The sequence below is a fragment of the Escherichia sp. F1 genome (assembly GCF_046764225.1).
Taxonomy (GTDB): Bacteria; Pseudomonadota; Gammaproteobacteria; order Enterobacterales; family Enterobacteriaceae; genus Escherichia; species Escherichia coli.
Genome location: NZ_CP177202.1, coordinates 2,411,684 through 2,435,972, shown reverse-complemented (window position 1 = coordinate 2,435,972; position 24,289 = coordinate 2,411,684). Strand labels below are relative to the sequence as shown.

The following is a 24,289-nucleotide window of genomic DNA, read 5'->3' as shown; positions in this document are numbered from 1 at the left end:
ATATACTGAAAACAAATAAGCGACTTAGGACAGTTTCAATCTACGCTACTGTTCTTCAGAAGAGTATAGCCCATCGTAATTATTTTTCGGTGACAGCGAATATCGTATGTTTTTTCATATTCATACATTTTTATTAGGGGATTTATGACTGTTTAACTAAGTGTGGTTAATTGCGTAGTTAATTTGACTTAAGTAAGCATGATTACTAGTGGGATATTTCAAGAGGGTAACAAGCCGGGGGGAAAGCACCGGCTTGTTACAAAGTAAGAATGGGAGTTTAACTGCCCCAACGACTTTGCAGATAGCTGACCGCTTGTTGAGTCTGTGGCTTATTCAGATAGTCCTCACGGAACAAGATTGTGCCGCTAATTTCTGGCACGGCATCGTTAAGATCGAGCTGCTTTTTCAGTTCCGGCACGCCGCCGTTAATCATCCAGTCTGGCTCTATCTTTGAAGGTTCACCCACTTTATAGAAGGCGATACCGATATACAGGCGGGTCCTGGTCGGTTTAACGACATCCGCCCACCATTTTGCCAAAACGTCATAACGTGCGGCACTCCGTGAGAACGGCCAGTAAATTTGGGGAGCAATGTAATCCAGCAATCCTTGTTCCACCCATCGACGGGTGTCAGCGTAGGATTCGTCATAGGCTGCCGCGCCTCGGGTATCGGAACCGAGCGGATCGTGTGATCGGTTACGCCACACGCCTGCCGGGCTAACGCCAAATTCGACTTCCGGCTTAATGCTTTTAATGGTGTGCGATACCTTCGCAATTAACTGCTGAGTATTGTTGCGCCGCCAGTCTGCTTTTGACGCAAATGCGCCTCCGTATTTGCGGTACGTTTCGTTATCATTTAGCCGTGAACCCGGTGACTCAGTATAGAAATAGTCGTCAAACTGCACGCCATCTACCGGATAGCGGGAAACCACTTCCGCGACTATTGATGTGATCCAGTCCTGAACTTCAGGGATGCCCGGGTCGAGGACAAAGCGATCGCCGGACGTTCTGATCCAGTCGCGGTGTTGCACATAAACGCTCGCTGGTTGTTGAGCCAGAGTGCTATTCAGTTCCCTGATAGTACCGGGCTTCGTATTAACCGATACGCGATAGGGGTTAAACCATGCGTGTACTTTCATCCCACGCTTGTGGGCTTCGTCGAGCATGAATTGCAGCGGATCGTAACCCGGATTTTCACCAATCTTACCGGTCATAAGATCGGACCACGGCAAAATTTTCGATGGCCACAGGGCGGTACCGTCTGGCTTGACCTGGAAAAAGACCGTGTTTATGCCGAGACGTTGCAGATGATCCAGTTTGTCGATCATCGCCTGTTGTTGTACACGGGCCCGGCTGGTGGGGTTACTAATGTTAACCGAGGAAACCGGTGGCCAGTCGAGGCGAGACACCGTGGCCAGCCAGATGCCACGCATCGGTTGTGACGATTGTTGCGTCGTGGCTGGTGGCTTTGAACCCGCTGGTGGTGTCACCATGGACTCTGGAGGCGTGCTTTTACAACTACACAGTAAAAGTGCCAGTGCAACCAGTATCGCTGGTCTTCTAATCGCTAATTTCTCGTTTCGGGAGCAGATATCCATATGTGCTGGTTTCCGGTAAACAGATGTGCGCTCATTCTCGTACTTATCCCGGTTAAGTCAATACGACAGCAAGCACGAAAAAGGGAGCGATGAATTATCGCTCCCTTATCTTATAACCATTCAGACATGGTTAGTGTTTCTTGTCATTCATCACAATATAGTGTGGTGAACGTGCACGCGGGTGCAGGAAGAAGTGACCTTTTGGTGCGTTCTGACTGTTGATTGGCTCCAGAGTGACGCCGGTATTCCCTTTGCCTTTACGATCATGAACAGCATAGAGAATAAAGGGCAGGGCAAGTACCACCAGGAAACTCACGACCAGTAATTCAACATACATATCGGTAGAGTCACCCTGGATGTTATCCGGCGGCAGGAAGGAAACAATAAACGCCATAATTGAAGTCAGCAGACCGACAACAGCCACGACCAGTTTCACCCCTTTACCACCAGGGATATTAAATGTGCGTTTTAAGTCAGGATGTTTAAGAACCAACACAATGTAGCCAATAAACAGCATGAAATAAGCACACAGATAAATCACCACCGTCAGCGCCAGTGCGATCAGGAAGGACATGTTGTTACCGCCACCGGTATTGGTGAGGATGATCAACGCGATAGAAGTAATCACCAGCTGCGAAATGACCAGCGTTACCGGTACGCCATTTTTGTTCATTTTAGCGAATGCCGCTGGCAGCAGGTTTTTCTGCGCTGTGACATACATCCCGCGAGAAGGACCAACAATCCAGGAAGCGATTTCCGCCAGAACCCCCAGCAACAGCAGTGCGGAGATCACGCGAACCGTCCACTCAATTTCCGGTGCCACATGGGACATCAGAACGGTAAAGGTTTGCATTACACCTGCGGAGAGGTTGATTTCATTACCCGGAATGACCATCGCAATAGACAAACCGCCAACAGAGCTTAAGCAGATTGCCGCCACCATCAGCAGTAACATAGCCAGTGGATAGTCGCGCCCTGGATTGCTCATTTCATTGACGTGGGTTGCAGATGCTTCTACCCCCATATAACTCAAAATGAAGGCAACAAATACAACCAGGGTGCCCACTTTAGAGAAGTCAGGGAAGAAGGTCTTCGAATCCATTTCGATAGCAACGGGGGCACCGGAGTGCAGATAAATAGCCGCTAATGCGATCAAAATAAATGCAGGTAACAGGATACCGGCGAAGAAGCCAACTTTAGCAATTCGCGCCGTGTATTTCGTGCCACCAAACTGCGTTAATGCCAGCGCCCAAAGAATGATGAGTGCTGCAATAGTTTTGGTAATAGGGTCTTCATTCAGCGCTGGCCATTTCAGGATGTAGGAGAGTGCCCCTAACACGAAATAGAGCATCGGAATAAAACCAATGGCGATTTGCAGATAGCCAAATGAGATCGCTGCAAATCCCCATCTCGGCCCCAGAGTATTTGATACCCAGGCGAAGACACCACCTTCTTCCCAGCCGTCGACGGTGGCCATTTCCGCAGCACAAAGTCCCACGGGAATAAACCATAAAATCCCGCCTAATAGCAGGAAGAAGACTAATGAAAAGCCCGATGTTGCGAAGGTAGGGTATTCATAAACAGCCATTACCATCGATGCCGTTATGGCAAAGAATCCGAGTAATGTGAGCTGCTTAGCTTTACCTGTCTGTACTGATGTAGCCATATTATCCCCCTAAAACGGTATTCCTGTCGGAACCGCACCTGTTTTGTTCTGAAGCGTATTCAGAACAATATTTTCCGTTGCTAATGCCAGTGAACAGACTTTGGAAATTGTCCCGAAACGGGTGTGTTTCGGGACACCGTTACCGTTAAACGTTATCAGGTATGTTTAAAGCTGTTCTGCTGGGCAATACCCTGCAGTTTCGGGTGATCGCTGAGATATTTCAGGGAGGCTTTGTAGTCTTCCAGCAACAGTTCAGCAAAGTCCATTTCGAAGCCGCGACGACACATAATGCGCATCACCACGATGTCAGTGGCTTCACCGCCGAGAGTGAAGGCCGGAACCTGCCAGCCGCGCAGACGCAGACGTTCAGAGAGGTCATACAGGGTGTATCCCGGGTCTTCACCATCTTTCAGTTTGAAGCAAACCGCCGGGATGCCTTCGTCCGGGCGACCGGTACAGATGAACTCATACGGCCCCAGTTTGGCGATTTCATCCGCCAGATAGGCAGCAACCTGGTAGGAAGCGTTCTGTACTTTGGTATAGCCTTCACGGCCAAGGCGCAGGAATTCATAGTACTGTGCAATCACCTGACCCGCCGGGCGGGAGAAGTTGATGGCGAAAGTACCAATCTGACCACCGAGGTAGTCAACGTTGAACACCAGTTCCTGCGGCAGCGCTTCTTCATCACGCCAGATAACCCAGCCGCAGCCCAGCGGAGCCAGACCGAATTTATGGCCTGAAGCACTGATCGATTTCACACGCGGCAGGCGGAAGTCCCAGACGATATCCGGGGCGACGAACGGTGCCAGGAAGCCACCGCTGGCGGCGTCGATGTGCATGTCGATGTCGATACCGGTGTCGGCCTGGAATTTATCCAGCGCATCGTGCAGCGGTTGCGGGAACTCATAGTTACCGGTGTAGGTCACGCCGAAAGTCGGCACCACGCCGATGGTGTTTTCGTCGCAGGCTTCAATCATGCGTTTCGGGTCCATAAACAACTGACCGGGGCGCATAGGGATCTCACGCAGCTCCACATCCCAGTAGCGGGCGAATTTATGCCAGCAGATTTGCACCGGACCGCACACCAGGTTTGGTTTATCCGTTGGTTTGCCTGCAGCTTCCATACGCTTGCGCCAACGCCATTTCATCGCCATCCCGCCGAGCATACAGGCCTCGGAAGAACCAATGGTGTTGGTGCCAACGGCCTGACCATTTTTCGGCGCAGGCGCATGCCACAGATCGGCAACCATGTTTACGCAACGCAGGTCGATGGCTGCAGATTGCGGATATTCTTCTTTGTCGATCCAGTTTTTGTTAATGGATAAATCCATCAACTTGTGGACATTTTCGTCGTCCCAGGTCTGGCAGAAAGTGGCCAGGTTCTGACGAGCGTTGCCATCAAGATATAATTCGTCATTGATAATCTGAAATGCGACATCGTCGCGCATTTCGTGCAGCGGAAAACGTTTTGATTCTGCGATAGTGGAAATAGACTTCGCACCAAAACGTGAATCGAGTAGTTCCGACCTTAAATCCGTTACTAGCTTCTTATCCATTTTAAACTCCTTAAAATGATTGGATCGCATTAAAAAAGTAGGATTTATCGATAAAGTAAGCAAGTGCAAAGGACTCGTGTTTAAATAACAAAATCCTAATGTTATTTATCGTGAGATATTATGCGAATAATATTTTTTCATTGAAAATCAATACATTATTGAATTATTGGGTGGTAGCAAGGTGTTTTGTGTTGTTATTTTTATGCACTTTCTACGCCTCCTGAATTATCACGTAAAAATCAGACCTTAAAATATCACTATTAGTACTTGGTTATTATTTTGAACGCATTTATAAAATTATTACATAAAAATAGCGAATATTGATAAAATCCCCGCCAACGATGTGTTGACGGGGCTGTTATTATTTTGGCAATAATACTCCGGTATAGGTATTCACCGGATGAGAAAGATATTGTTTAACGGCAGTGTTAACATTCTCTACCGTCATTTGTTTCAATAATTGCTCCTGCTCAGTCCATGCTGCAGGATCGTCATATTGAATAAGACTATTTACAATGGTGTTCGCTAATTGTTGAACGCTACGCTGTTGGATATCGAGGCTGCGCTGAACGTTTTGCTGGTATTCGTTCAGTTCTTGCTCACTGATCCCTTTAGCCAGACGTTTAACCATCACTTCATTCGCTAACGTTAACAGTTCATCATGTCGTTCCGGTTGACAAGTAAAAGCCAGCAAATGACTGATATCTTTGGCCTGAGGATCAACCGAGAGGCGAGAAGAAACGCTGTATGCCCCAGAGGCCTGTTCACGAATATTAATGCGTAGATCTTTTGCCAGTGCGACGTTAAAAGCATCGAGCGCCATACGCGTCGCCAGGTTAACCGGTGTCCGGGAATCATAACGCTTCCACTGTGAAACCTGTGCCACAGGTTCATTTTGTTCTTTTACAGTAACCGATGCGTTGTCCGTCGCGCGAGTTAATGGTTTACCTGCGGCTAATGGCGAATCAGAGTGTTTGATTGATCCTAAGTAACGCGTAATTAACGCCACGAGTTTGTCTTCTGCGACATTACCGACAATGACAAACGTGATATCCGCTGGAGATGAAAACAACTGGCGATCGGCAGCCAGCGCATCTGCGGCAGTAAACTGTGCAATCTGATTTTCTTGCAGTAATTTCGTGCGGTCATCAGCATAGCGCGTCTCATACATCTGCTGGGCGAATTTCTCCGCTGGACGCTGGTCGAGCGTTTTCAACGCCTGAATTTGAGCATTTTGTAGCGATGCCCAAATATTATCGTTAATCGTGCTGTGGATGATTCGCTGGTTAATTAACTGGAAACCAGGTTCAGGGTTATTAGTCCGCGCGCTAACGGAGAGCAACGTATTCATGCCACTGACTTTACTGCTCATGGTTACCGAGTTTTCCGCACTCCAGCGTTTCAGGCTGGAAGAGGAGAGTTCACCAACGCCGCTTCCGCTTACTGCTTTATTTGCCAGCGCGATAAGTGATTTTTGCTGCGCAGGGAAACTTAAATCGCCTTTATTCGATACGGCAGTAATTTGTAGCTTTTGCTCTTCACCCGCGGATTTTGCCAGAATAACCCTGGCACCATTGGAAAGTGTTAATGATGTCAGATTCTCAGCCAGCGTTTCTTTGCTGCTAATTTCCGCCTGTGGGTCAGCGTCTACTGTTAACGATAAATTTCTGCCTGGGAAGATGTAAGCCGCCAGCTTTTTGTTGGCGTACTCTTTTTCCAGCGCCAGGATAGCCGCAGGAGACAATGCTTTTTTGGCAGCAACCTCATTGTTTACCATTTGCTCCCAAAATGCATCCTGGTTCTTTCTTAACTGCTGCCATTTTTCCGCCAGACTTTGCACGGTAATTTGCTGCCACAGACGTTTCGAAAGTTGATATGTCTCTTCCGGCGACAAGAACGGCGTATTATTTAATGAGCTGGATGCCAGGCGACTGGTCAGCATACGTAAATCACGTTCAGCTTGCTGATCAACCGCATTTTTGAGCCAGGTGAGGCGGGTAGATTTGACATCATCGAGTTCTTCAGCAGAAAAACCATGCTGATCAATAGTTGCCAACTCTGCCATTAATGCATTCGCAGCATCCTGCATATTATCGTCTCGTGCATTTACACGGAAAAACAGCGACTGATAATCGGGTGCAATTTTAACGCTGCGCGCAGTGCCGCCAGAAATAGTCTTCAACTCGCCCGACTGTATGCGTTCCTGCAGACGCTGATTGAACAGCTGAACCAACATGCTCCATTCAGCTTGTTCGATAAAGCTTTGCTCATCGCTCACTTGCACCATTGGCAGGCGATAATAGAGTGCGATGCCGTTCACCCGGTTTTCTTTATCATTAATGATATTAAAGCGCAGGTGGTTTTCGGCTTTTGTCGGCCAGACGCGATTTTCAGCTGCTTTGTTAGCCGGAAGCTTACTTAAATTATCCTTAATCAGCGCCAGCGCTTCTTTACTGTCAATATCGCCGACCACGATAAAGGTCATATTATTTGGTTGATACCAGCGTTGATAAAATTGGCGCAATTGTGCCGGTGTGACCGTGGCGACAGTATCCATCAGGCCGATAGGTTCACGCTCTAAATTACGGGTATTTGCCAGCAGGAAAGGGCGGCGCGCCTGAGAGGTGCGCCATTTCGCATCCTGATGGGCACGCCATTCCTCAGTAATTACGCCGCGTTCAGCGTCTACTTCGAGTTTATCAAAGGTTGCGGCATTACCCCATTCACTGAAGATTGCCATCACTTGTTGCAGATTTTGTTTCTGCGTAGTCGGCAAACTCACCTGATACACCGTTTCGTCATAGCTGGTATAGGCATTAACATCGCGACCAAAACGCAGGCCCATTGACTCAAATGTTTCGATGACTTTATTACCCGGCCATGTTTTTGTGCCGTTAAACATCATATGTTCTACAAAATGAGCCACGCCGCGCTCATTGTCCTCTTCCTGCAATGAACCGGTATGAATTTGCAGCCATAAATTTACCTGATCCTTTGGTTGAGCATGCGGATAAATCATATATCGCAAGCCATTGTCCAGTTGCCCGGTAATTAACTTTTCATCCTGCGGTAAGGCGGCGGCAATCAGTCGCCCGGGGAGCAACAGAGTTGCCACTAACGTCAGTAAGAAACAGAGGTTTCTCATAATTATCTCCATGCGAAAACCGGGCAAATTTACCCGGTTAAGTAAAATCCGAACTATTAAAATTTCATGCTGACATCAAGCCAGAAAGTACGGCCACTGGCGTAGGTCGCCACACCGGTATTCGTTGTATCAACCGCGGTTTTGCTATCCAGTACATTGAGAATATCGGCACTGATCGTCAGGTTTTGTTGTTTCAGAAATTGTGGCGTCCAGGACAAGCGGGTGTCCCAGGTCAGGCTGCTATCCAGTTTTTCGTCAACATACTGCTTGTAATCTGAATATTCGCTGATGTATTGCGCATTCGTCTTACCCAGGATAATGCGAGCTTTACGCGCTTCTTGCCAGGCCAGCGTATTCGCCCACACCAACCCGCTCGGTTGATGCGTGAAATCCATGTTTAAGGAGATCTTTAATGGGTTATTAAAATCTGCCACTGGAACGCTATCGTAAGAGACCAGATTACCGTTATAAACCACCTGGTTATCACCGGTATTGCTTTCCTCATAACCATTGTTTAACGACAAGTTGCCCTTGCTCTTGATATAGCTAAAGACAATTTGCGGGTTAATATCTACCTGGCTGATATGCAGGGGTTCGGCCAGTTCAAAACTGAGGTTGAACGAATGCGTTTTGGTTTTGCCGTCGTTGTTATATTCAGTAATGGTGGTTTTAGTCGCGCTGTCGGTACGACTGCTTTTACTGATTTGATCATGCGCTTCACGATAAACATAGTTTGCACGCGCAATAACGTTCTTACCGATTTTCTGCTGCAACCCCATTGCCAGTTCATCGTTATAAGGCGTTTTCAAATCCTGATAACGCGTCAGGGTTTTATTGCCTGATACCGATTCCGTCCAGCTATTGCGGATATCACGTAATCCCATATCAAGAATATTCCCGCCATAGTAACGGTTATAACCTGCGGTAATCATTGAGGTTTGATCAGCAAAAATATCCCATTCCGTCATAAATCGCGGGGAGATATTGTGGTTTGACAGATAGTTGTCATAGTCATACCGCACACCGGGCATTAACGACACATTCCGCCAGCTAATGCGATCCGCCATATACAGCGTGTAGTTGTCAATTCCCAGACTGCCTTTACCTTTATGGTAAATGGTATGGTTAGTTTTCTTTCCTGCAGCATTAATCACATAGGATTCAGACTGGTTATGGCGTTCAGTCCAAGCATCGGAATAGATGTATTCCGCGCCGAAGTAGGGTTGATGCGAAACATTACCCACGGCGAATTTTTGCCAGTCCAGGCGTGTTTTGAAGGTGTAATTATCTACAGCCTGGGAAATGTGTCCTAATCCGCCACGGGTGCAACGCCCTGAAATATCACCATATGTACATGAAAGTTCGGTGTACCAGATGTCATGATCGTGACGGGTATAATCACTAATATGATCCCAACCAACGGTAGTACGTAGTTTGGCCCATGCGAGCTGCGTATCCATATCCCATGCCAGACCGTAGGATTTATTACCCATTTCGCGATCAGACTGCGGGAAGGTGCTGGTATTATAATCACGACTGGAGCCGGTATATTTTAAGGTAAAATCGTGGGTAAAGCGGTCGCTGGCAAACCAGGTAAATTTGCTCAATGCGGTATCGATAACGTTTTTATACTGTGCCCGACCGGCGACAATGCCGTCATTCGAAACATAATCCGCGCGGGTGATATCAGACTGGCGGCGCGATAAACCGGCGGTAACGCCGAAGTTATCAGCGAGTTCCTGATTAAATGACAAAGTATAAAAGTTCTTTTTAAAATCTGGGGAGTAATAAGTACTTCCTGAAGAGCCTTGATTAAATGCGCTCTTGTTATTCTCATCGATATGCGATGTTAACCAGTCCGAACGCGTAGTGCGGTAACCCAGTTTCACGCTGCTATCATCAGCGTTGAAGCGTTTGATCTTTGCATCAATTACCCCGCCATTGAAGCGACCAAATTCAACCGGCACAAAACTGTCATAAAGCGTCACATTGTCCAGTAAGCTGACATCAAGATAATAGCCCTGTGACATCCCGCTAATATTGGTTGCACTACTGGCATCGGACTCATTCGCTGGGTTCAGGTTATTAGTTGCACTAATACCGTCAATCAAATAGGCATTCTGGTAGGGCGACGCACCGTGAATAGAGATTTTCTCCGGGCGAATATCTCCCTGGTTCAATGAGGTACTTTGCGTTGAATCCATGCGTACCGCAGGTTGGTTCTCAGCAGATCGCTGATATTGCCATTCCCGGTCGGTAAACGCTCGATGCTTTCACTGGTGTAATGCGTGTTGCCGTTTACGGGTACAGGGACAGGAGCATAGACCGTCATCTCTTCAAAAACATGCTTGTACATATTTTTGTCATCGACGGCCTGCGCCACATCAGCGCCACATAAAATGACGCCAGGAATAAGAACTCGCTTCATTTATTTTTATCTCCGTACAGCAGGGCTTTTATTGTTTTTATAAAACCGCGCTAATGTCACAAATATCATCGGCCAGGTTCCAGACACCGGGTTGATGTGTAACCATAATGACGCCGCTTGAGGGGAGTTTTTCACGCACTAAACGCAGTAAGCGGATAGCCTCTTGTTCCTCAAGATGAGAGGTAGTTTCGTCAAGAAATATCCATTTCGGACGTCGTAAAATTAATCGTGCCAGCGCGATACGTTGTTTTTCGCCGCTGGAAAGAATATCGCCCCAGCGATCGTGGTCATGAATACGCGCAGCCAATTTCCCCAGACCAACCTGATGCAGTACTTCGCTCAACGATTTATCGTCTACGGACAGGGGAAGTGCTTTACAAATTATCTCTTTCAGTAAGCCGGTTTTGATTAACGGTGTTTGTGACACATACCAACTGTCAGCAGGAGAAGAAATATCACCTTTGAACCACGGCCAGCAGTGGGATAATGTTTTAAGCAGTGTGGTTTTTCCCGCACCAGAGTAACCTTTCAGTAATAGCCATTTGCCTGGCGAAACATGAAAGTTCAGGTTCTCTAATATGATCTTATTATCAGGAGTACGAATACTCGCGTCAGCCACTTGTACCGCATGTTGGCAATTTTTAGGCTTATTCGTAGGGCGCTGTTCGGTGAGTTGATGGAACTCATACAAACGATCGATAACCGCAGCCAGTTCAGCAAGTTCGTCATATTTATAAATAAACCAGCTTAAATTGTTCGATACCAGCATAAATGCCTGGCGCGATTTCATCAGTCCGCCCAGATTGATCTGTCCGCTAATAAACTGTGGCAATAACAGAAAGTAGGGAAGAACGCTAAGCGAGCGCGAATAAATATTCTGCCAGTAATCAAGCCACCGCTGACGATTCATTAAACGATGCCAGTTCTCTTTAATGGTATGAAAATTGTCGCTCAACTCCTGGCGTTGTAGAGACTCAGCATTGCTTAGCGCAATCAGTTCTGCCTGCTTATTATGCTGCACAAGATTAGTTCGAAATGTCGCTTCGCTACGTTGTTTTTCCACATTAAGCGGACGAATACGTTTACCAACCTTATGAGTAAATAAAGTTCCACCGATCACAATGAGCACGACGGTATAGACCATATACCCCTGGATATTCCATTCTGTTCCACCAACAGTGAATGAGAGCGTACCCGCGCTTTGCCAAAGAATAACGGTAAAGGTGATCAGCATGCTAAGTGACTGAATGAAGCCAAATGAAAGACTGAGCGTTTTGCTGATCAGTAAGAGAATGTCTTCAGCGATACGTTGGTCAGGGTTATCTGTATTTTTATGCTCACCGTAGATCTGCGTGAAGTAGTAGTTTTTATCTGCAAACCAGCGATTAAGGTAGTAATCTGTTAACCATTCGCGCCAGCGAATAGTCAGTAGTTTAATTAACCATGTTTTGTTTACGGATATTAATACAAAGATCCCCAGCAGGGCAGGGAACCAAAGAACAAGCTGCCAAAGCTTATCGGTTTCTTTCTGGCTTAGCGCATTGAAAAAATCATTATTCCAGTCGTTTAACCAGACCTGAATTTTAACAACGCCAAGGATCATGGCGAGGATAATAATGATTAACAGCACTGAAGTTTTATTATTCTTACGCAGCCAAAAGGGCTTCAGCAGACAGAGATACTTTGCTATCAACATACGAAACGTAATGGGAATGGTTATCATTAGCGTAAATTGATTGTGCCATCCAATGATTATCTATGGCAATGATTTACTGATGAAATTTATTTAAGTATCATTTAACAATATGAAATATAAAGGAATATTTCATTTTCAGTGGTTATGGTTATGCTATTGATAATCAAGGATATTGCTAATGCCCTGACGCATACCACGTAAGCCAGGATTTTCGCAAGGGAAGATGATGATGACGAAACACCCGACAGGAATTTATGTCGGGTGCCTTGTTAAGGTCATAAGAAGGAGGCTAAGACTGGAGCTAAGAGGGAGCGTTATTAATTATTCTCCATTTGTCTTGCAACATCCATAATGTGGTAAAGCGGTACTCTGTTCTTAGCTAACTCCACCATGGCGTTCATATAAGGCACCATGGTTGAAAAAAGGATTTTATAACCTTCGCAAAAATAGGAAACAGTCTCATTGTTTACTTTAGTAATACGATGCTTAGGGCAACCGCCATTGCAGATAGGTTTATATGCACATTGCTGACATTTCGCTGAAATCCGTTTTTTTTGCGCTGTCAGTTGAACACTGTTCATCGTTTTGAGTTCAGATTTATTAATGTTTCCAATTTTGTACTGTGGATAGACAAAATGGTCGCATTCGTAAATGTCTCCATTACTTTCAACAACCAGATTATCCTTGCAGGACTCCTGGAAAATACAACTGGTATGCCCATTCCCCAAAAAACGGCTGACAAAGCTTTCAAACTGACGGATGAAAATTTCACCCACATCGTTTTTAACCCATTGCATAAAAATGGTCGACATAAACTTGCCATAAGCCGTAGGAGGCACAGAAAAATCAATGATACGGAATGTGTTCTCACTATGACCACTGAAATCAATATTCGGCGTCCCGGTTTCGAGCAATTCGATAAATTGCATATGTTTACTACCGATAGATTTTAAAAAATGATAAACCTCAAGAGGGTAATGGACATTAACGTTATTAATGACGGTTAACGTATTAAACTCTACTTGAAATGATTTCAGACGCTCGATGGCTGCTATCACTTTTGCAAAAGTACCGTTACCTGAATTACTGCGTCTGTAACGGTCATGTAGCTCCTGGGGTCCATCGATCGAGATACCAACCAGAAACTCATGTTCTTTGAGAAAGGCACACCATTCATTATTCAATAAAATGCCATTCGTTTGTAATGCATTAAAAATACGTTTTTGGCCTGCATAGCGTTGTTGATAGTGAATAACTTTACGGAAAAAATCCAGACCAGCCAGAGTGGGTTCACCGCCTTGCCACGTAAAATAGACCTGATTGCCAGACGCTGCGATATATTGTTTGATGAACTCTTTCAGAGTGCTGTCATCCATCCATTTTTCATGAGTAAACTGCGACTCTTTTTCAAGGTAAAAACAGTAATCACATTTGAGATTACATTGAAAACTGGAGGGCTTGGCTGTAACGTGCATCGCTATCTCGCTCAATAAGGCGGCGGAAAAATCCGCCGCATGAAGGTTTAGTTATTTCGCTTCGCTTAGTGCTTTCTTGATATTGTTAAACTTCTCCTGATTTACCTCGCTAAGCGGTGGCTGGCTGCTGTCGATAAACTCTCTTACCACGCCTTGCATCTCTTTAACGACCTGCGGATTGGCGGCGGCAATGTTATCTTTTTGCTGTAGATCCGTCAGTTTGTATAGACCTAACTGATTGTTTTCTACTGTATAGACAAGCGAATAATCGTTATTTCTCACCGTATAAGAGAATTGGCTTAAGTCCTCGGTATTGGGGTTATGCGGGTAATCGTCTGACTGATGGCGGACAAATTTGTGGTAATTATCCCAGAATGGAATATTTTCCTCGTCAAACCAGTGAGAATAAGAGGTTATCCAGGTCAGATTTTTATGTGGCTCGCCTTGTTTCTTATCTTGCAACCACGGCAGCAAGGAAACGCCATCCAGCTTAAGGTCTTTTGGAATGCTGATATCGGCTGCATCAAGAGCTGTCGGGTAGAAATCCATTGCGGAAATCAGCTTGTCATAATTACCGGGTTGAAGTTTTCCTTTCCACCACATAAACATTGGGGTGTGAGTACCGCCAGGATAGGTCTGACTCTTATAGCCTTTTTGCGCCCCGTTCAGCGGCAGAGGACCATCGATAACCGCACCATTATCGGAGGTAAAGAGAATAATAGTATTGTCATACTGTCCGTTTTTCTTCAGTTGTTCGAGAATGCGTTTTACACCCTGATCAACAGAATAAACGGAAGCGTAGTAGTTATCTGCTGTTTGACTACCAGTATTAAATTGCTTCTGATATTGCTCCGGTGCAGGATTATCATTTGGCAGGTGCGGAGCATTATAAGCCAGGTAAAGCATAAAAGGCTGGTCAAGTGTTTTGGCACGATCAACAACGCCAATTGCCTCATCGGTTAACTGATCGCTGATATAACCTTTTGCGGGGACGCGTTCACGGTTTTTGAACAGTGAAGGGGAGTTGTAATATGCCGTTCCTGCAGCGTGGAATCCCATAAAGTAATCAAAGCCACGGTTTTGAGGTTGCCATTCTTCCGCAGAAAATGTGGTGAAGTTGTCATGATAGTCACGCGTTTGTTTATCTTCTGGTACTGGCACATTACTGATTTTTGACAAGTGCCATTTACCTACTGCTGCAGTGTAATAACCATGATTCTGGAATAATTCAGGCAAGAAAGTTTCTGTTAGCGGAATACCATCCTGAGCATCGGTATTGGAATAGACACCAAAGCGGGCGGGCGCTCGACCGGTCATTATTGCGGCACGGGAGGGGCCGGAAACACCGTGCGCCACATAGCCGTTAGTAAAACGTACGCCTTCATCCATTAATGAAAGGAGCGTCGGCGTTGATTTTTGCGCAGCTTCAATGGCTTTATCTATCCCTATTTTGTAGGTATCGACAACTTCACGATTTTCCATTGTTTTTGGGTCAAAAGATCCCTTATCAAAAGGAAGTTGTCCATAACCAAGATCATCCATGGTCAGTACGATAATATTTGGCTTTCCTTTGGTACTGTATTCAGTCGGCGTAAAGTCTGAGAAAGCGACGTTTGTTTTGGTTGCTTTCAGCTTTACATCATCTGCCGCATGAGCAGCAAATGCAGCCATACCAGATGCCAGTATCAAAGATATCGAGGTACTTACGACACTTTTCTTTAATGCAGACTTCATAAATGTTCCTCTTCTTATTGTACTTAATTCCAAAGTAATTTTACGAAGAGAAATAAGTGGATGTAAGTGAAGTTAGTCACATAAAGAGATAGCAGATTTAGCTAAAAAAAGAGAAATAACAGTCCATAAACTGTTGACATTACTTTCTATTCTACTAAGTAATTTCTCGCAGATAAACAACTAATCTATTGATATTTAATGAATTATTGTGTTTTACTGACAAAATTCCGAATTGAGATCATAAATAATCATGCAACAGGTTATGCAAATGCATAAATATGTGATGAATGTCACTTATTTATTTCAATAAATATATCGCCTAAAAACAACGCGGGGCAGGGAATAGCTGCCCCATTTAATTCTTACGTAGCGTGTGTGGTTGACTACTCGTTAGCAAATAATCAAATAGCTAAAGCATTCATCGTGTTGCCCGTATTCATACCCGTGTGCCTTTGACAACGGTACTCCTTAGAAACTCTCTTTGGACTGTTGCCAAAATGTTTGCGGAACGCATAAATAAAATAAGATGTACTCGCATAACCACATTGTTCGGCAATTTTATTGACTGAACCTTCTACGCGTATCAAATTTTTTGCGTGCTGCATTCTGGCATCTAAAAGAATCTGTGAGAATGTCGTTTGCTCTTGCTTAAGTTTTTTCTTCAACAGGCTTTCACTGATGTACAGGCAGTCACAAATATCTTTCAGCTTCCATGGGTGCGCCAGCTTCATGTTGACAATATTTCTCACTTTCCCGGAAACGGATAGCACACCGTTAGTTAATAGTGTAATGAAACCTTTGCATGCGGCAAAAATAGACAGGCAAGAAAAAAGCAAAAGTTCTGAAAAATTATGATGATTGCGTTCTTCCGAGTTGAGATAAGCAATCATTTCATTAAGCAATCCAGTCGGTACATTTGAAGCACGTAAAAACTTCGCAGGAACAGGCACCGTCACTGTCTGGATGTTAGTGCATTGTAGATATTTTTTAATGGTATTTTCATTAAATCCGATTTCTTTGAAATGCCGCTCATAAGGTTCAAAATGCGTACGAACAGCGTTATCTACCATCAGGATCTCGCCGTCAGAGAAGGCGTAATCTTTATCTAAAATGTTAGCGTTGAAGGCATGATGAATAAATATAACAGAACAAACGAGCGACATTTTATCTCCTTAAAACAATAAAGTTTTTATCGATACTTTTTTAACATTTCATATTTATAATTTGCTGTTTATTTTCAGTCTTGCAAACTATTGATAATGAAATGTGTAAGATCCCTTGCAATGCGACCCATTTCTGAAATACCCAGCTGATCAATTGCCGAAAAAATGGCTATCAACGTAAGTGTCAGTAATAAGACAACCACAATTACAGACATGATTTCTTTATAGTTGTCTCTTTGCGTGATTTTGTTTTTCACTGTGGTCGCATGCATTTCAAATATGTTTATTTAGCGGATAACGTTAAAAATCGTTAATCAGTATGCTTAATATAACAGGCTGGAGAATAGAGGAAATAGGACTGGCGCTTCAGTACTGAGCGGAGTTTCTTACAGCTGTAGGCGGAGGTATATATCTTATAACGAGCAGTTTAATTTAGCACATGTGAGTAAATTGCGCGACAATGGTCAATGAGGAATTCTTCTGCTGTGCGGATGACAGCAGAAGAAATGAGGAGGCGAATTAATTTGATGGTTCTAATTCAACCGGAATACTTTTATAGCCAGGAATGCCACTTAATGGATCGTGGTTATCAAGTGTTAGCATGTGATTCGATTCTGGAAAATAGGTCACCAGTGAGCGGTCAGCCATAGGGTAAATGACCACTTTTAATCTATCCATGCGGCGTGAGCTTCGCTTACCGTCTGGCGTAAGCGCAATAAGATTAACTCTTTCGCCGTTTTTTACACGGCAAATTTTAGCTTGTTTAGCACTCATAAAGACCACATCTCGTTGACCGAATACCCCTCGATAGCGATCATCCATACCATAAATCGTCGTGTTGTACTGATCGTGACTGCGTACTGTCGCCATGACTAGCTTACTGTTAAACGCTGAAGAGGGATCTTCTAACAGCCCTTTACTGGTAATGAAATTAGCCTTACCTGACGGCGTCATCCAGCGCCTTTCAGCAGCTGCATTTATCAGGTGAAAACCACCGGGATGACGGATGCGCTGGTTATAGTCGGCGAACTCTGGCAGCACAGCTTCAATGTCATTGCGAATGCGATCATAATCTTCCACTAGATACTCCCAGGCTACCACGCTCTGGGGTAGTGCTGCCTGCGCGATTCCCGCGACCACTGCACACTCTGATTTCAGCATTACACCGGCGGGTTTTAACACGCCACGCGAGGCATGAATCATCGACATTGAATCCTCAACGGTTACCGCCTGCGCACCGCTTTTTTGCATGTCAATCTCGCTGCGTCCCAGAACCGGCAGAATATAGCTATGCCGTGCGGTCAGCAGATGAGAGCGGTTAAGCTTAGTGGCTACGTGTACCGTCAGATCTAATTGTGTTAACGGTACAGCGCTCGCTTCCCGATCTGGCATTGCCAGAGCAAAGTTGCCCCCCATGCAGATCAATGCTCGAGCCTGCCCCGTACATATTGCTTGCATGCTGGCAATTGCAGCATGTCCAGGTGCATGAGGTGGGGTGAAACCATAGCGCTCACCCAGGCGAGCCAGAAACTCTGCAGACGGTTTCTCGGTGATACCGACGGTTCGGTCGCCCTGTACATTAGAGTGACCTCGTAGTGGGCAGATACCCGCACCAGGCTTGCCAATGTTACCTTTCATCAACAGCAGATTGACCAGTTGCTGTACATTCTGGGTACCATGTTCGTGCTGAGTGATCCCCATTCCGTAACAGATAATGGTGCGTTCGGCAGCGGCATATGCATCAGCCAGTTCGGCGATTTGAGTCTGACTTAATCCAGAAATACGTTCGATATCTTTCCACTCGGAATTGAGCACGTCACGGCGTAGCTCGTCAAAGCCGACGGTATGCGTTTGAATAAATTCGTCATCCAGCAATGAGGGCCGACCTGCGGCGCTTGCAGCATCATCGCGCTCAATTAACAGGCGCATCATCCCCTTGAGCAACGCCATATCACCACCAATGCGCACGTTATAGTAGGCACTGGCCAACTGAGTCTCAGAGTTCGTCAGCATTTCAAACGGGTTTTGCGGTGCGGTAAATCGCTCCAGGCCACGTTCCTGTAGAGGATTGATGGCGATCATTTTCGCTCCCCGTTTCACTAAAGCGCGCAACGAAGTCAACATGCGAGGGTGGTTTGTACCAGGGTTATGCCCAATGCAAATGACTAAATCGCATTTCTCAAAGTCTTCCAGCAACACGGTCCCTTTACCTACACCGATACTCGCTGCCAAACCCACACTGGTCGGTTCATGGCACATGTTGGAGCAGTCGGGGAAGTTATTGCTCCCGTATTCACGGGCAAAAAGCTGATAAAGAAAGGCAGCTTCATTGGAAGTGCGGCCCGAAGTATAGAATTCAACCTGATTGGGATCACTATAGCTTTGAAGGCGTTCGCCAATTTCGTCGAAAGCTTGTTGCCAGCTTAATGGCTTGTAACAGTCGCTGACGGCATCATATTTCAAAGGCTGGGTGAGACGCCCCGCAGCCTCAAGCTCGTGGTCTCCCCAGGTAAGTAATGATTGAACCGTATTCTCAGCAAAGAAAGAGGCGTTTACCTGCTTATCCGTGACTTCCCAGGCGATTGCTTTTGCGCCGTTTTCACAAATGTCGAATGACGCACTGTGCTTAGGATCTGGCCATGCACAACCCGGACAGTCAAAGCCCTCTGGCTTATTCATGTCAAACATGGCAATAACATCCTGGCGTATATCCATCTGCTTACGTACTGCATTCGCTACGGATTTAACAGCACCCCAACCACCGGCAGCTCCCTGGTAGGATTCAATTTTTTTCTTCATCTGCTTATCCTGTGTGGAAATGAATTATTAGGATTTGTAATAGCGATGATGCACAGTATATACAAAGGGATTATCGTCAACATGGATATATAAGAGTAGGGGACTACTCTCTTTCTATTTTAATCTATTATCGTTAAACAAAAGATTAAATACGATAAATTAAGCATCATCTCTCATAGTGTTTAAATTAACATATTTTTCAATATAAAAAATAAGACTCTGGCTTCAATTGTGCGCGGATTTTCTTACAGATGTAGGATAATAGCCTTCACAAAATAAATATCCGCGCAATTTTCGTGAATGGAGCGCATAGACCAATGTCAGAATCACAATTATTCATAGATAAAAGTGACACCAATGACTGACTGGACGGTTCCGGCTGCAACCTTGTTTCCTGTTTGTCCATAGGTTGCGCTTAAACCCAGAGGTACTTTGCTTTTATTTACTGTCCCCAGGGAGACGTTTTCTCCCGTAGCCAGTATTTTTCCATTACGCATCAGAGAGACACCCACTCCCGATGCTTTTGTTGCATCTGGTGCTGTGTTAGCAAACACTTGTCTGGCACTGTCAGTGGTAGCACCCGAAAGATAAAATGAGAGCTTTTGTTCACTTGAGCAATATACGCCAAGGGGTATTTCTGCGCTTCCAGGAAAGTCCGGGAGATTCACGTTGACATTACGACTATCAACGGTGCAGCCGCCTGTTGGCATAACAACACTGTTATTTGAAATAATATTCCACGTAAAATTACGCGGATTTCCGCTTCCTAATGTTGCAATTTTATACATATGAATACGGGCAATAACTTCCCCGGCTTTTATGACAACTCCACCGGCCGCACCGACTGGGGTAATATAGAGTTTTAACGGTAATGGCATCGGTGTCTTATCACCAATATCTAATACATTAGTATTTGTCGTCAACGGGAAGGGGTAGGTCACATTATTCCAGTACAGCGATCCTTTATATGACTGTAGAGAGCCTGCGAAAGCTGAGCCTTGTACCAGGTTTATATGATCAGTGTCGTACCAGCCGCCGTAATCATTCCAGCAACTTATATGCTGAGACAAGTCTACAACCAGATTCTGGCCCGGTTGTATTACAGGGTCGAGATTAACATAAACAGAGGTTGTACCTGCTCCAATACTTGACCCGCCATCGACATTACAACTGAAGGCAAAAACTTTGCCTGCCATTAATAGAAGATAAATACCGAACAGAAGCTTCATACTTATTGTTTTACCCATGATATATCCTAAGGTTAAAAAATTGATTTAAAAAGAGGCTAAGAAAATCGAATCGACGTTATTGCCAGGTGTAGATCACATTGATTAGCGCCTCGATCGTTCCTTGGCTTGCGTTTCCATTCACCGTGATAGCTCTTGCCTTAAGTGGAAACTGTGCATTACGAGTGATCTCATCAACAATAACCGTTTTGCTATCGCCATTTTTTAACGTCGCATCCTGGTCATCCCTTAGCTCTATCTGAATATTTTCGGCAGTACCTTCATTTTTGTAATAACCCGTATTGTCAGTTGAACCTGTCACGATTGCCGTCACTGCACTTGTTTCAACCGGACAATCGGTTAATGACAAAGTAATATTGTGCCAGCCTGATGCAGAACCAGGTTGTTGCAGATTGCGCGTATAAAGATCCCCGAGATTAACGTTAGCTTCTTTGGTTTGAATAGTGCAGGGTTTAGCGACTACCCGACCATTAACAGTGATAGTGACATCGGCGGCCTGGAGAGTTGCTGTGAATAACGCGCAAAACGTAGCTAACAGGAACCTCTTGTGAAGTCTTTTCATATCTGACTCTGATTATTGAAATTCAAGGGTAAAGGTTGCCGAAGCCCTCACCAGTCCCGGATTGACGGACTTCTGAGTTGACTTCAGACGAGCGGAGTAAGGCAAAATATTGTTCTGTTCTGGTACCAGTGGGATCCACTGCATCCCGGCATGAAGGTCATTCAATTTCACCGGACGCATATTTCCGTCCAGTATTTCTATACCCAAACCGGAGGCCGTATTGCTTCCTTCATCCAGTTTCAACAGAGTATTATTTTCTGCATCCTCAATCCCGTTAAATGCAACCCGAACCCCCGTTGTCCCTTTACTGCATTCACTTAACGTAATCTGAAAAGGGACGGCTGGACTTGTGCTACCGGTCGTTGGAAATTGTCTGGCACTGTTTTTTTGGAGATCTACGGTAAAATTAAGCGAATCCGATGAGACTGTGCAGCCATAATCGAGGACGCGCCCGCTAATTTTAATAACGCTATCTGCGGATAAAGCAGAATAGGTGGTTAACCCCAGACATAAACCGAGGAAAATAATGTTATTGTATTTCATAATCTATTGTTCCTTAGCGACAGATTGCTGTCTGCTGGTTCAGTAAGGTACCAGGAGAAACTTCAGGAAGCTTGTACTCGACAATACAGTTTGAGTTTTTATCTTTGCCCCATGAAACCTGTAATTTCCCTGACTGTGGAAGTCCAGTCAGATAAACCTGACCGTTTTCCGCGACAATGCTGCCATTTTTATTCTTTCCGTGAGTGACAATTGCACCGAATGGAACGCTCTTATTACCGTACTTCAACGTCATTAATACTTTCCCGCCGATTTGTGCATTAAATGTTGCTCTGGCAATAGCACCGTGAGTTGGGATGACAGTGACCACGGTTTCATCCAGTTCAACATTATCTGCAAGGGAATTCGCGTTAAGAGCGACACGATTTTCTCTATATTCTGTCGCAAATGGTAATATGGCATAGCCACGCCAGTCGGTATGAATACCGGTCTGGTTCTCTATTTTGACATTATCAGCGCCAGGAGCCTTAACCAGAACCATTGTGTCGCCCAGCGGCTGTCCAAAGGTGATGCCATCAGCATGAGCAATAATGCCACCACTCATTCCGTAATAAATCTGGCTGCTGTCACCACTCCGACTGTAACCGACATTCGTATTACCGTAAGCTCCACGATAATTAAGAGAACTGTAACCACTGGTGCCAGACGATGTATTACCCCCGTGGGTGTTACCGACCTGAACACTATAATTCAGGTTATTATCCGGCAGCAGAGTGCCATAAACTCCCGATAGATTGGTCATGCCGCCTTTCAAATCGTTTGACATACTGTAACTGGCGTTTGAATTACGAAATGCCGACTGACTGTCTGTACGCATCCAATGACTGAAGGGAACATTAAGCGTAAAAGCAAGTAAATGATCCCGATCGTTTTGCCATATATTATTGGAATAGCTGTAATTCAGCGAAGTCGTAATATCACCAAACGGCACATTTAATCCAAATGATATTTGCTGGTCGCTGCGTGACGTGTTCCAGTAACTTTGGCGACTGGCACTAAAAAATGTCGTACCGTAATTTCCAAGCTGCTGAGAGATGCTTATTTGTTCCTGACCACGCTTACTGTAGAACAGATTAAAATAATCAATAAATTGTGTCTGCTCGTTGCTGTCTCCGGTAGGAGGCTTGACGGTGTAACCACTCATTCGACTGTAGGCACTGTCGGATAAGTTATAAAAACCTTGCGTAGAATAGCGATATCCTGCGACCTGGATATTGGTTCCCGTCTGGTAGAAGGATTTGCTGTAGACGGATTTAATCGATTGCCCGCTGTGACGGGTGCCATCTGCAAGTGTCGTATTGGCCTGCGTGATATCGAAAGAAAAGGCACCAAAAAGTCCTAAATCTTTACCAATACCAAGGTTGAAGGCCTGATAATCTTCTGCAATTTGCATTCCGCCATAAGGTGTCCAGTTTCCTTCCAGTCCATGCATCAAGCTACCTTGTATGAACTTGGGGGAGCTTTGCAGGTTATTTCCACTACGATATTCCCCCATGGCAAGCGCATAACGCGTATATCCAGCACGTTGGAGAACCGGAACAGACGAATAAGGAACATATAATGTCTGAATACTGCCGTCTGCCTCTTTTATGGTTACTTGCAGATCACCACCATTGGCCGCAGAGTTGATATCATCAATAGTAAAAGGGCCGGGTGGGACAGTAGTCTGATAAACATCGTATCCATTCTGTTTTACACTCACTTGTGCGGTGCCGCGGGCAATACCATGAATCACCGGAGCGAAACCATGTTGGCTATCGGGCAACATCGCTTCTGTTGAATTTATTTTGAGGCCACGAAAGTTCACACTATCAAAAATATCGCCATCGGTATAACTATCACCTACCGTTAAGCGTGAGCGTAAGGGAATAATGTCACGTTCAGCCGACGTATTGATATGCTGCCATTTATTGCTGTCAGATGAATTGCTACTCCCACTGTTATAACTCCACGTTGAGTTATCGCGCAGTCGCCAACTACCAATGTTGATGCCACTCTGTAAATTCAAATATGCATAGTTGGATTTTCCTGCATTATGGTTACTACGATTATTAATAGAATTACCATTAAAACTATAGTTTAGAAGCCCAGCATTTATTCCTTCTTCCCACAGATCAGGAGAAACATAGCCGCGAGCCATTCTGCCAACATAAATTTGCGGAACGGAGAGTGACAGATGTTGCTGACCAACATCAAACTCAGTTGATGCGTCGGCCAAACGATCCTGAAGTGGTGTGCATGCGCTGTTGTCCGGCACATATTTTTCTGCCGAATGTTCCTTATTGTATAATAATGCAGATTTTTTTATGCCAAGACTGACAAGAAGATCTGTACTCAGGCATGGGATGAGATCTGCGTTATTATCATCTGCAATAAAAGTAATATCCCGACTAGTCATAAATTCGTCGTTCAAATAAATGTCGACCCGATATGTACCAGGTGGTGCCTCGCGTCCCTTAGTAAAGGCGGATAAATCGACAGATTCAGCAAGATCATTGCTTAAAAACCGTGGATTAAAATAATACTCTGCGTCAACGGGAAATACCGCAGTTGCTAAGCCAAGGGCAATGGTAAGCCGTGCAAAGCGAGGCAGTAGTAACACCTGATGCATACGATATGCCTTAAATGCGGCACGAAAGGCTGTCATTATTAATTCCGAT

Annotated in this window: 15 protein-coding genes and 1 pseudogene; 1 reads left to right on the top strand and 15 read right to left on the bottom strand. The window is 45.1% G+C overall.

Annotation, left to right across the window (positions count from 1 at the left end; translation table 11 throughout):
• Positions 1–277: 277 nt before the first annotated feature.
• From ACK8NJ_RS11740 to ACK8NJ_RS11715, 6 genes and pseudogenes are all read right to left on the bottom strand, one after another.
• Positions 278–1,597, bottom strand: coding sequence for a family 10 glycosylhydrolase (locus tag ACK8NJ_RS11740; RefSeq protein WP_000350347.1), 1,320 nt, complete (start codon positions 1,595–1,597; stop codon positions 278–280).
• Positions 1,598–1,727: 130 nt separating this feature from the next.
• Positions 1,728–3,263 (bottom strand): acid resistance gamma-aminobutyrate antiporter GadC, encoded by a 1,536-nt coding sequence (gene gadC, locus ACK8NJ_RS11735; RefSeq protein ID WP_000246026.1) that lies wholly within the window; start codon positions 3,261–3,263, stop codon positions 1,728–1,730.
• 155 nt (positions 3,264–3,418) lie between these two features.
• Positions 3,419–4,819 (bottom strand): glutamate decarboxylase, encoded by a 1,401-nt coding sequence (locus ACK8NJ_RS11730; RefSeq protein ID WP_000358718.1) that lies wholly within the window; start codon positions 4,817–4,819, stop codon positions 3,419–3,421.
• Positions 4,820–5,180: 361 nt separating this feature from the next.
• Positions 5,181–7,964 carry a M16 family metallopeptidase gene (locus ACK8NJ_RS11725; RefSeq protein ID WP_411962490.1) on the bottom strand — a complete coding sequence of 928 codons (2,784 nt, stop codon included), beginning with the start codon at positions 7,962–7,964 and terminating at the stop codon, positions 5,181–5,183.
• Between the two features lie 56 nt (positions 7,965–8,020).
• Positions 8,021–10,392: pseudogene (locus tag ACK8NJ_RS11720) on the bottom strand (TonB-dependent receptor plug domain-containing protein).
• 37 nt (positions 10,393–10,429) lie between these two features.
• Positions 10,430–12,115 carry an ABC transporter ATP-binding protein/permease gene (locus tag ACK8NJ_RS11715; RefSeq protein WP_137554775.1) on the bottom strand — a complete coding sequence of 562 codons (1,686 nt, stop codon included), beginning with the start codon at positions 12,113–12,115 and terminating at the stop codon, positions 10,430–10,432.
• 202 nt (positions 12,116–12,317) lie between these two features.
• On the opposite strand from ACK8NJ_RS11715, the gene ACK8NJ_RS11710 reads away from it, so the two are divergent.
• Positions 12,318–12,440, top strand: a complete 123-nt coding sequence (locus ACK8NJ_RS11710) for a hypothetical protein (RefSeq protein WP_123008810.1) — start codon at positions 12,318–12,320, stop codon at positions 12,438–12,440.
• On the opposite strand, the gene ACK8NJ_RS11705 is transcribed toward ACK8NJ_RS11710, so the two are convergent.
• From ACK8NJ_RS11705 to ACK8NJ_RS11665, 9 genes are all read right to left on the bottom strand, one after another.
• Positions 12,406–13,563, bottom strand: a complete 1,158-nt coding sequence (locus ACK8NJ_RS11705) for an anaerobic sulfatase maturase (protein WP_062875693.1) — start codon at positions 13,561–13,563, stop codon at positions 12,406–12,408. The genes ACK8NJ_RS11710 and ACK8NJ_RS11705 overlap by 35 nt on opposite strands.
• A 51-nt stretch (positions 13,564–13,614) precedes the next feature.
• A complete protein-coding gene (locus ACK8NJ_RS11700; protein WP_080030145.1) occupies positions 13,615–15,297 on the bottom strand; it encodes a sulfatase-like hydrolase/transferase in 1,683 nt (560 codons plus the stop codon).
• Between the two features lie 401 nt (positions 15,298–15,698).
• Positions 15,699–16,460 (bottom strand): acid stress response transcriptional regulator YdeO, encoded by a 762-nt coding sequence (gene ydeO, locus ACK8NJ_RS11695; RefSeq protein WP_001556574.1) that lies wholly within the window; start codon positions 16,458–16,460, stop codon positions 15,699–15,701.
• 74 nt (positions 16,461–16,534) lie between these two features.
• Positions 16,535–16,732: a two-component system connector SafA gene (gene safA / locus ACK8NJ_RS11690; RefSeq protein ID WP_000543389.1), complete on the bottom strand. Its 198-nt coding sequence runs from the start codon at positions 16,730–16,732 to the stop codon at positions 16,535–16,537.
• Positions 16,733–16,979: 247 nt separating this feature from the next.
• The gene (gene ydeP, locus ACK8NJ_RS11685; protein ID WP_000726711.1) at positions 16,980–19,259 is read right to left on the bottom strand and encodes an acid resistance putative oxidoreductase YdeP; all 2,280 of its coding nucleotides are present in this window, start codon (positions 19,257–19,259) and stop codon (positions 16,980–16,982) included.
• A 332-nt stretch (positions 19,260–19,591) separates the two neighbouring features.
• Positions 19,592–20,506, bottom strand: coding sequence for a fimbrial protein (locus tag ACK8NJ_RS11680; RefSeq protein ID WP_000520696.1), 915 nt, complete (start codon positions 20,504–20,506; stop codon positions 19,592–19,594).
• 58 nt (positions 20,507–20,564) lie between these two features.
• On the bottom strand, positions 20,565–21,068 hold the full coding sequence (locus tag ACK8NJ_RS11675; RefSeq protein ID WP_000825458.1) for a fimbrial protein: 504 nt from the start codon (positions 21,066–21,068) through the stop codon (positions 20,565–20,567).
• A gap of 12 nt (positions 21,069–21,080) precedes the next feature.
• Positions 21,081–21,611: a fimbrial protein gene (locus ACK8NJ_RS11670; protein WP_000876770.1), complete on the bottom strand. Its 531-nt coding sequence runs from the start codon at positions 21,609–21,611 to the stop codon at positions 21,081–21,083.
• 13 nt (positions 21,612–21,624) lie between these two features.
• Positions 21,625–24,276 carry a fimbria/pilus outer membrane usher protein gene (locus ACK8NJ_RS11665; protein WP_328180501.1) on the bottom strand — a complete coding sequence of 884 codons (2,652 nt, stop codon included), beginning with the start codon at positions 24,274–24,276 and terminating at the stop codon, positions 21,625–21,627.
• Positions 24,277–24,289: the final 13 nt, after the last annotated feature.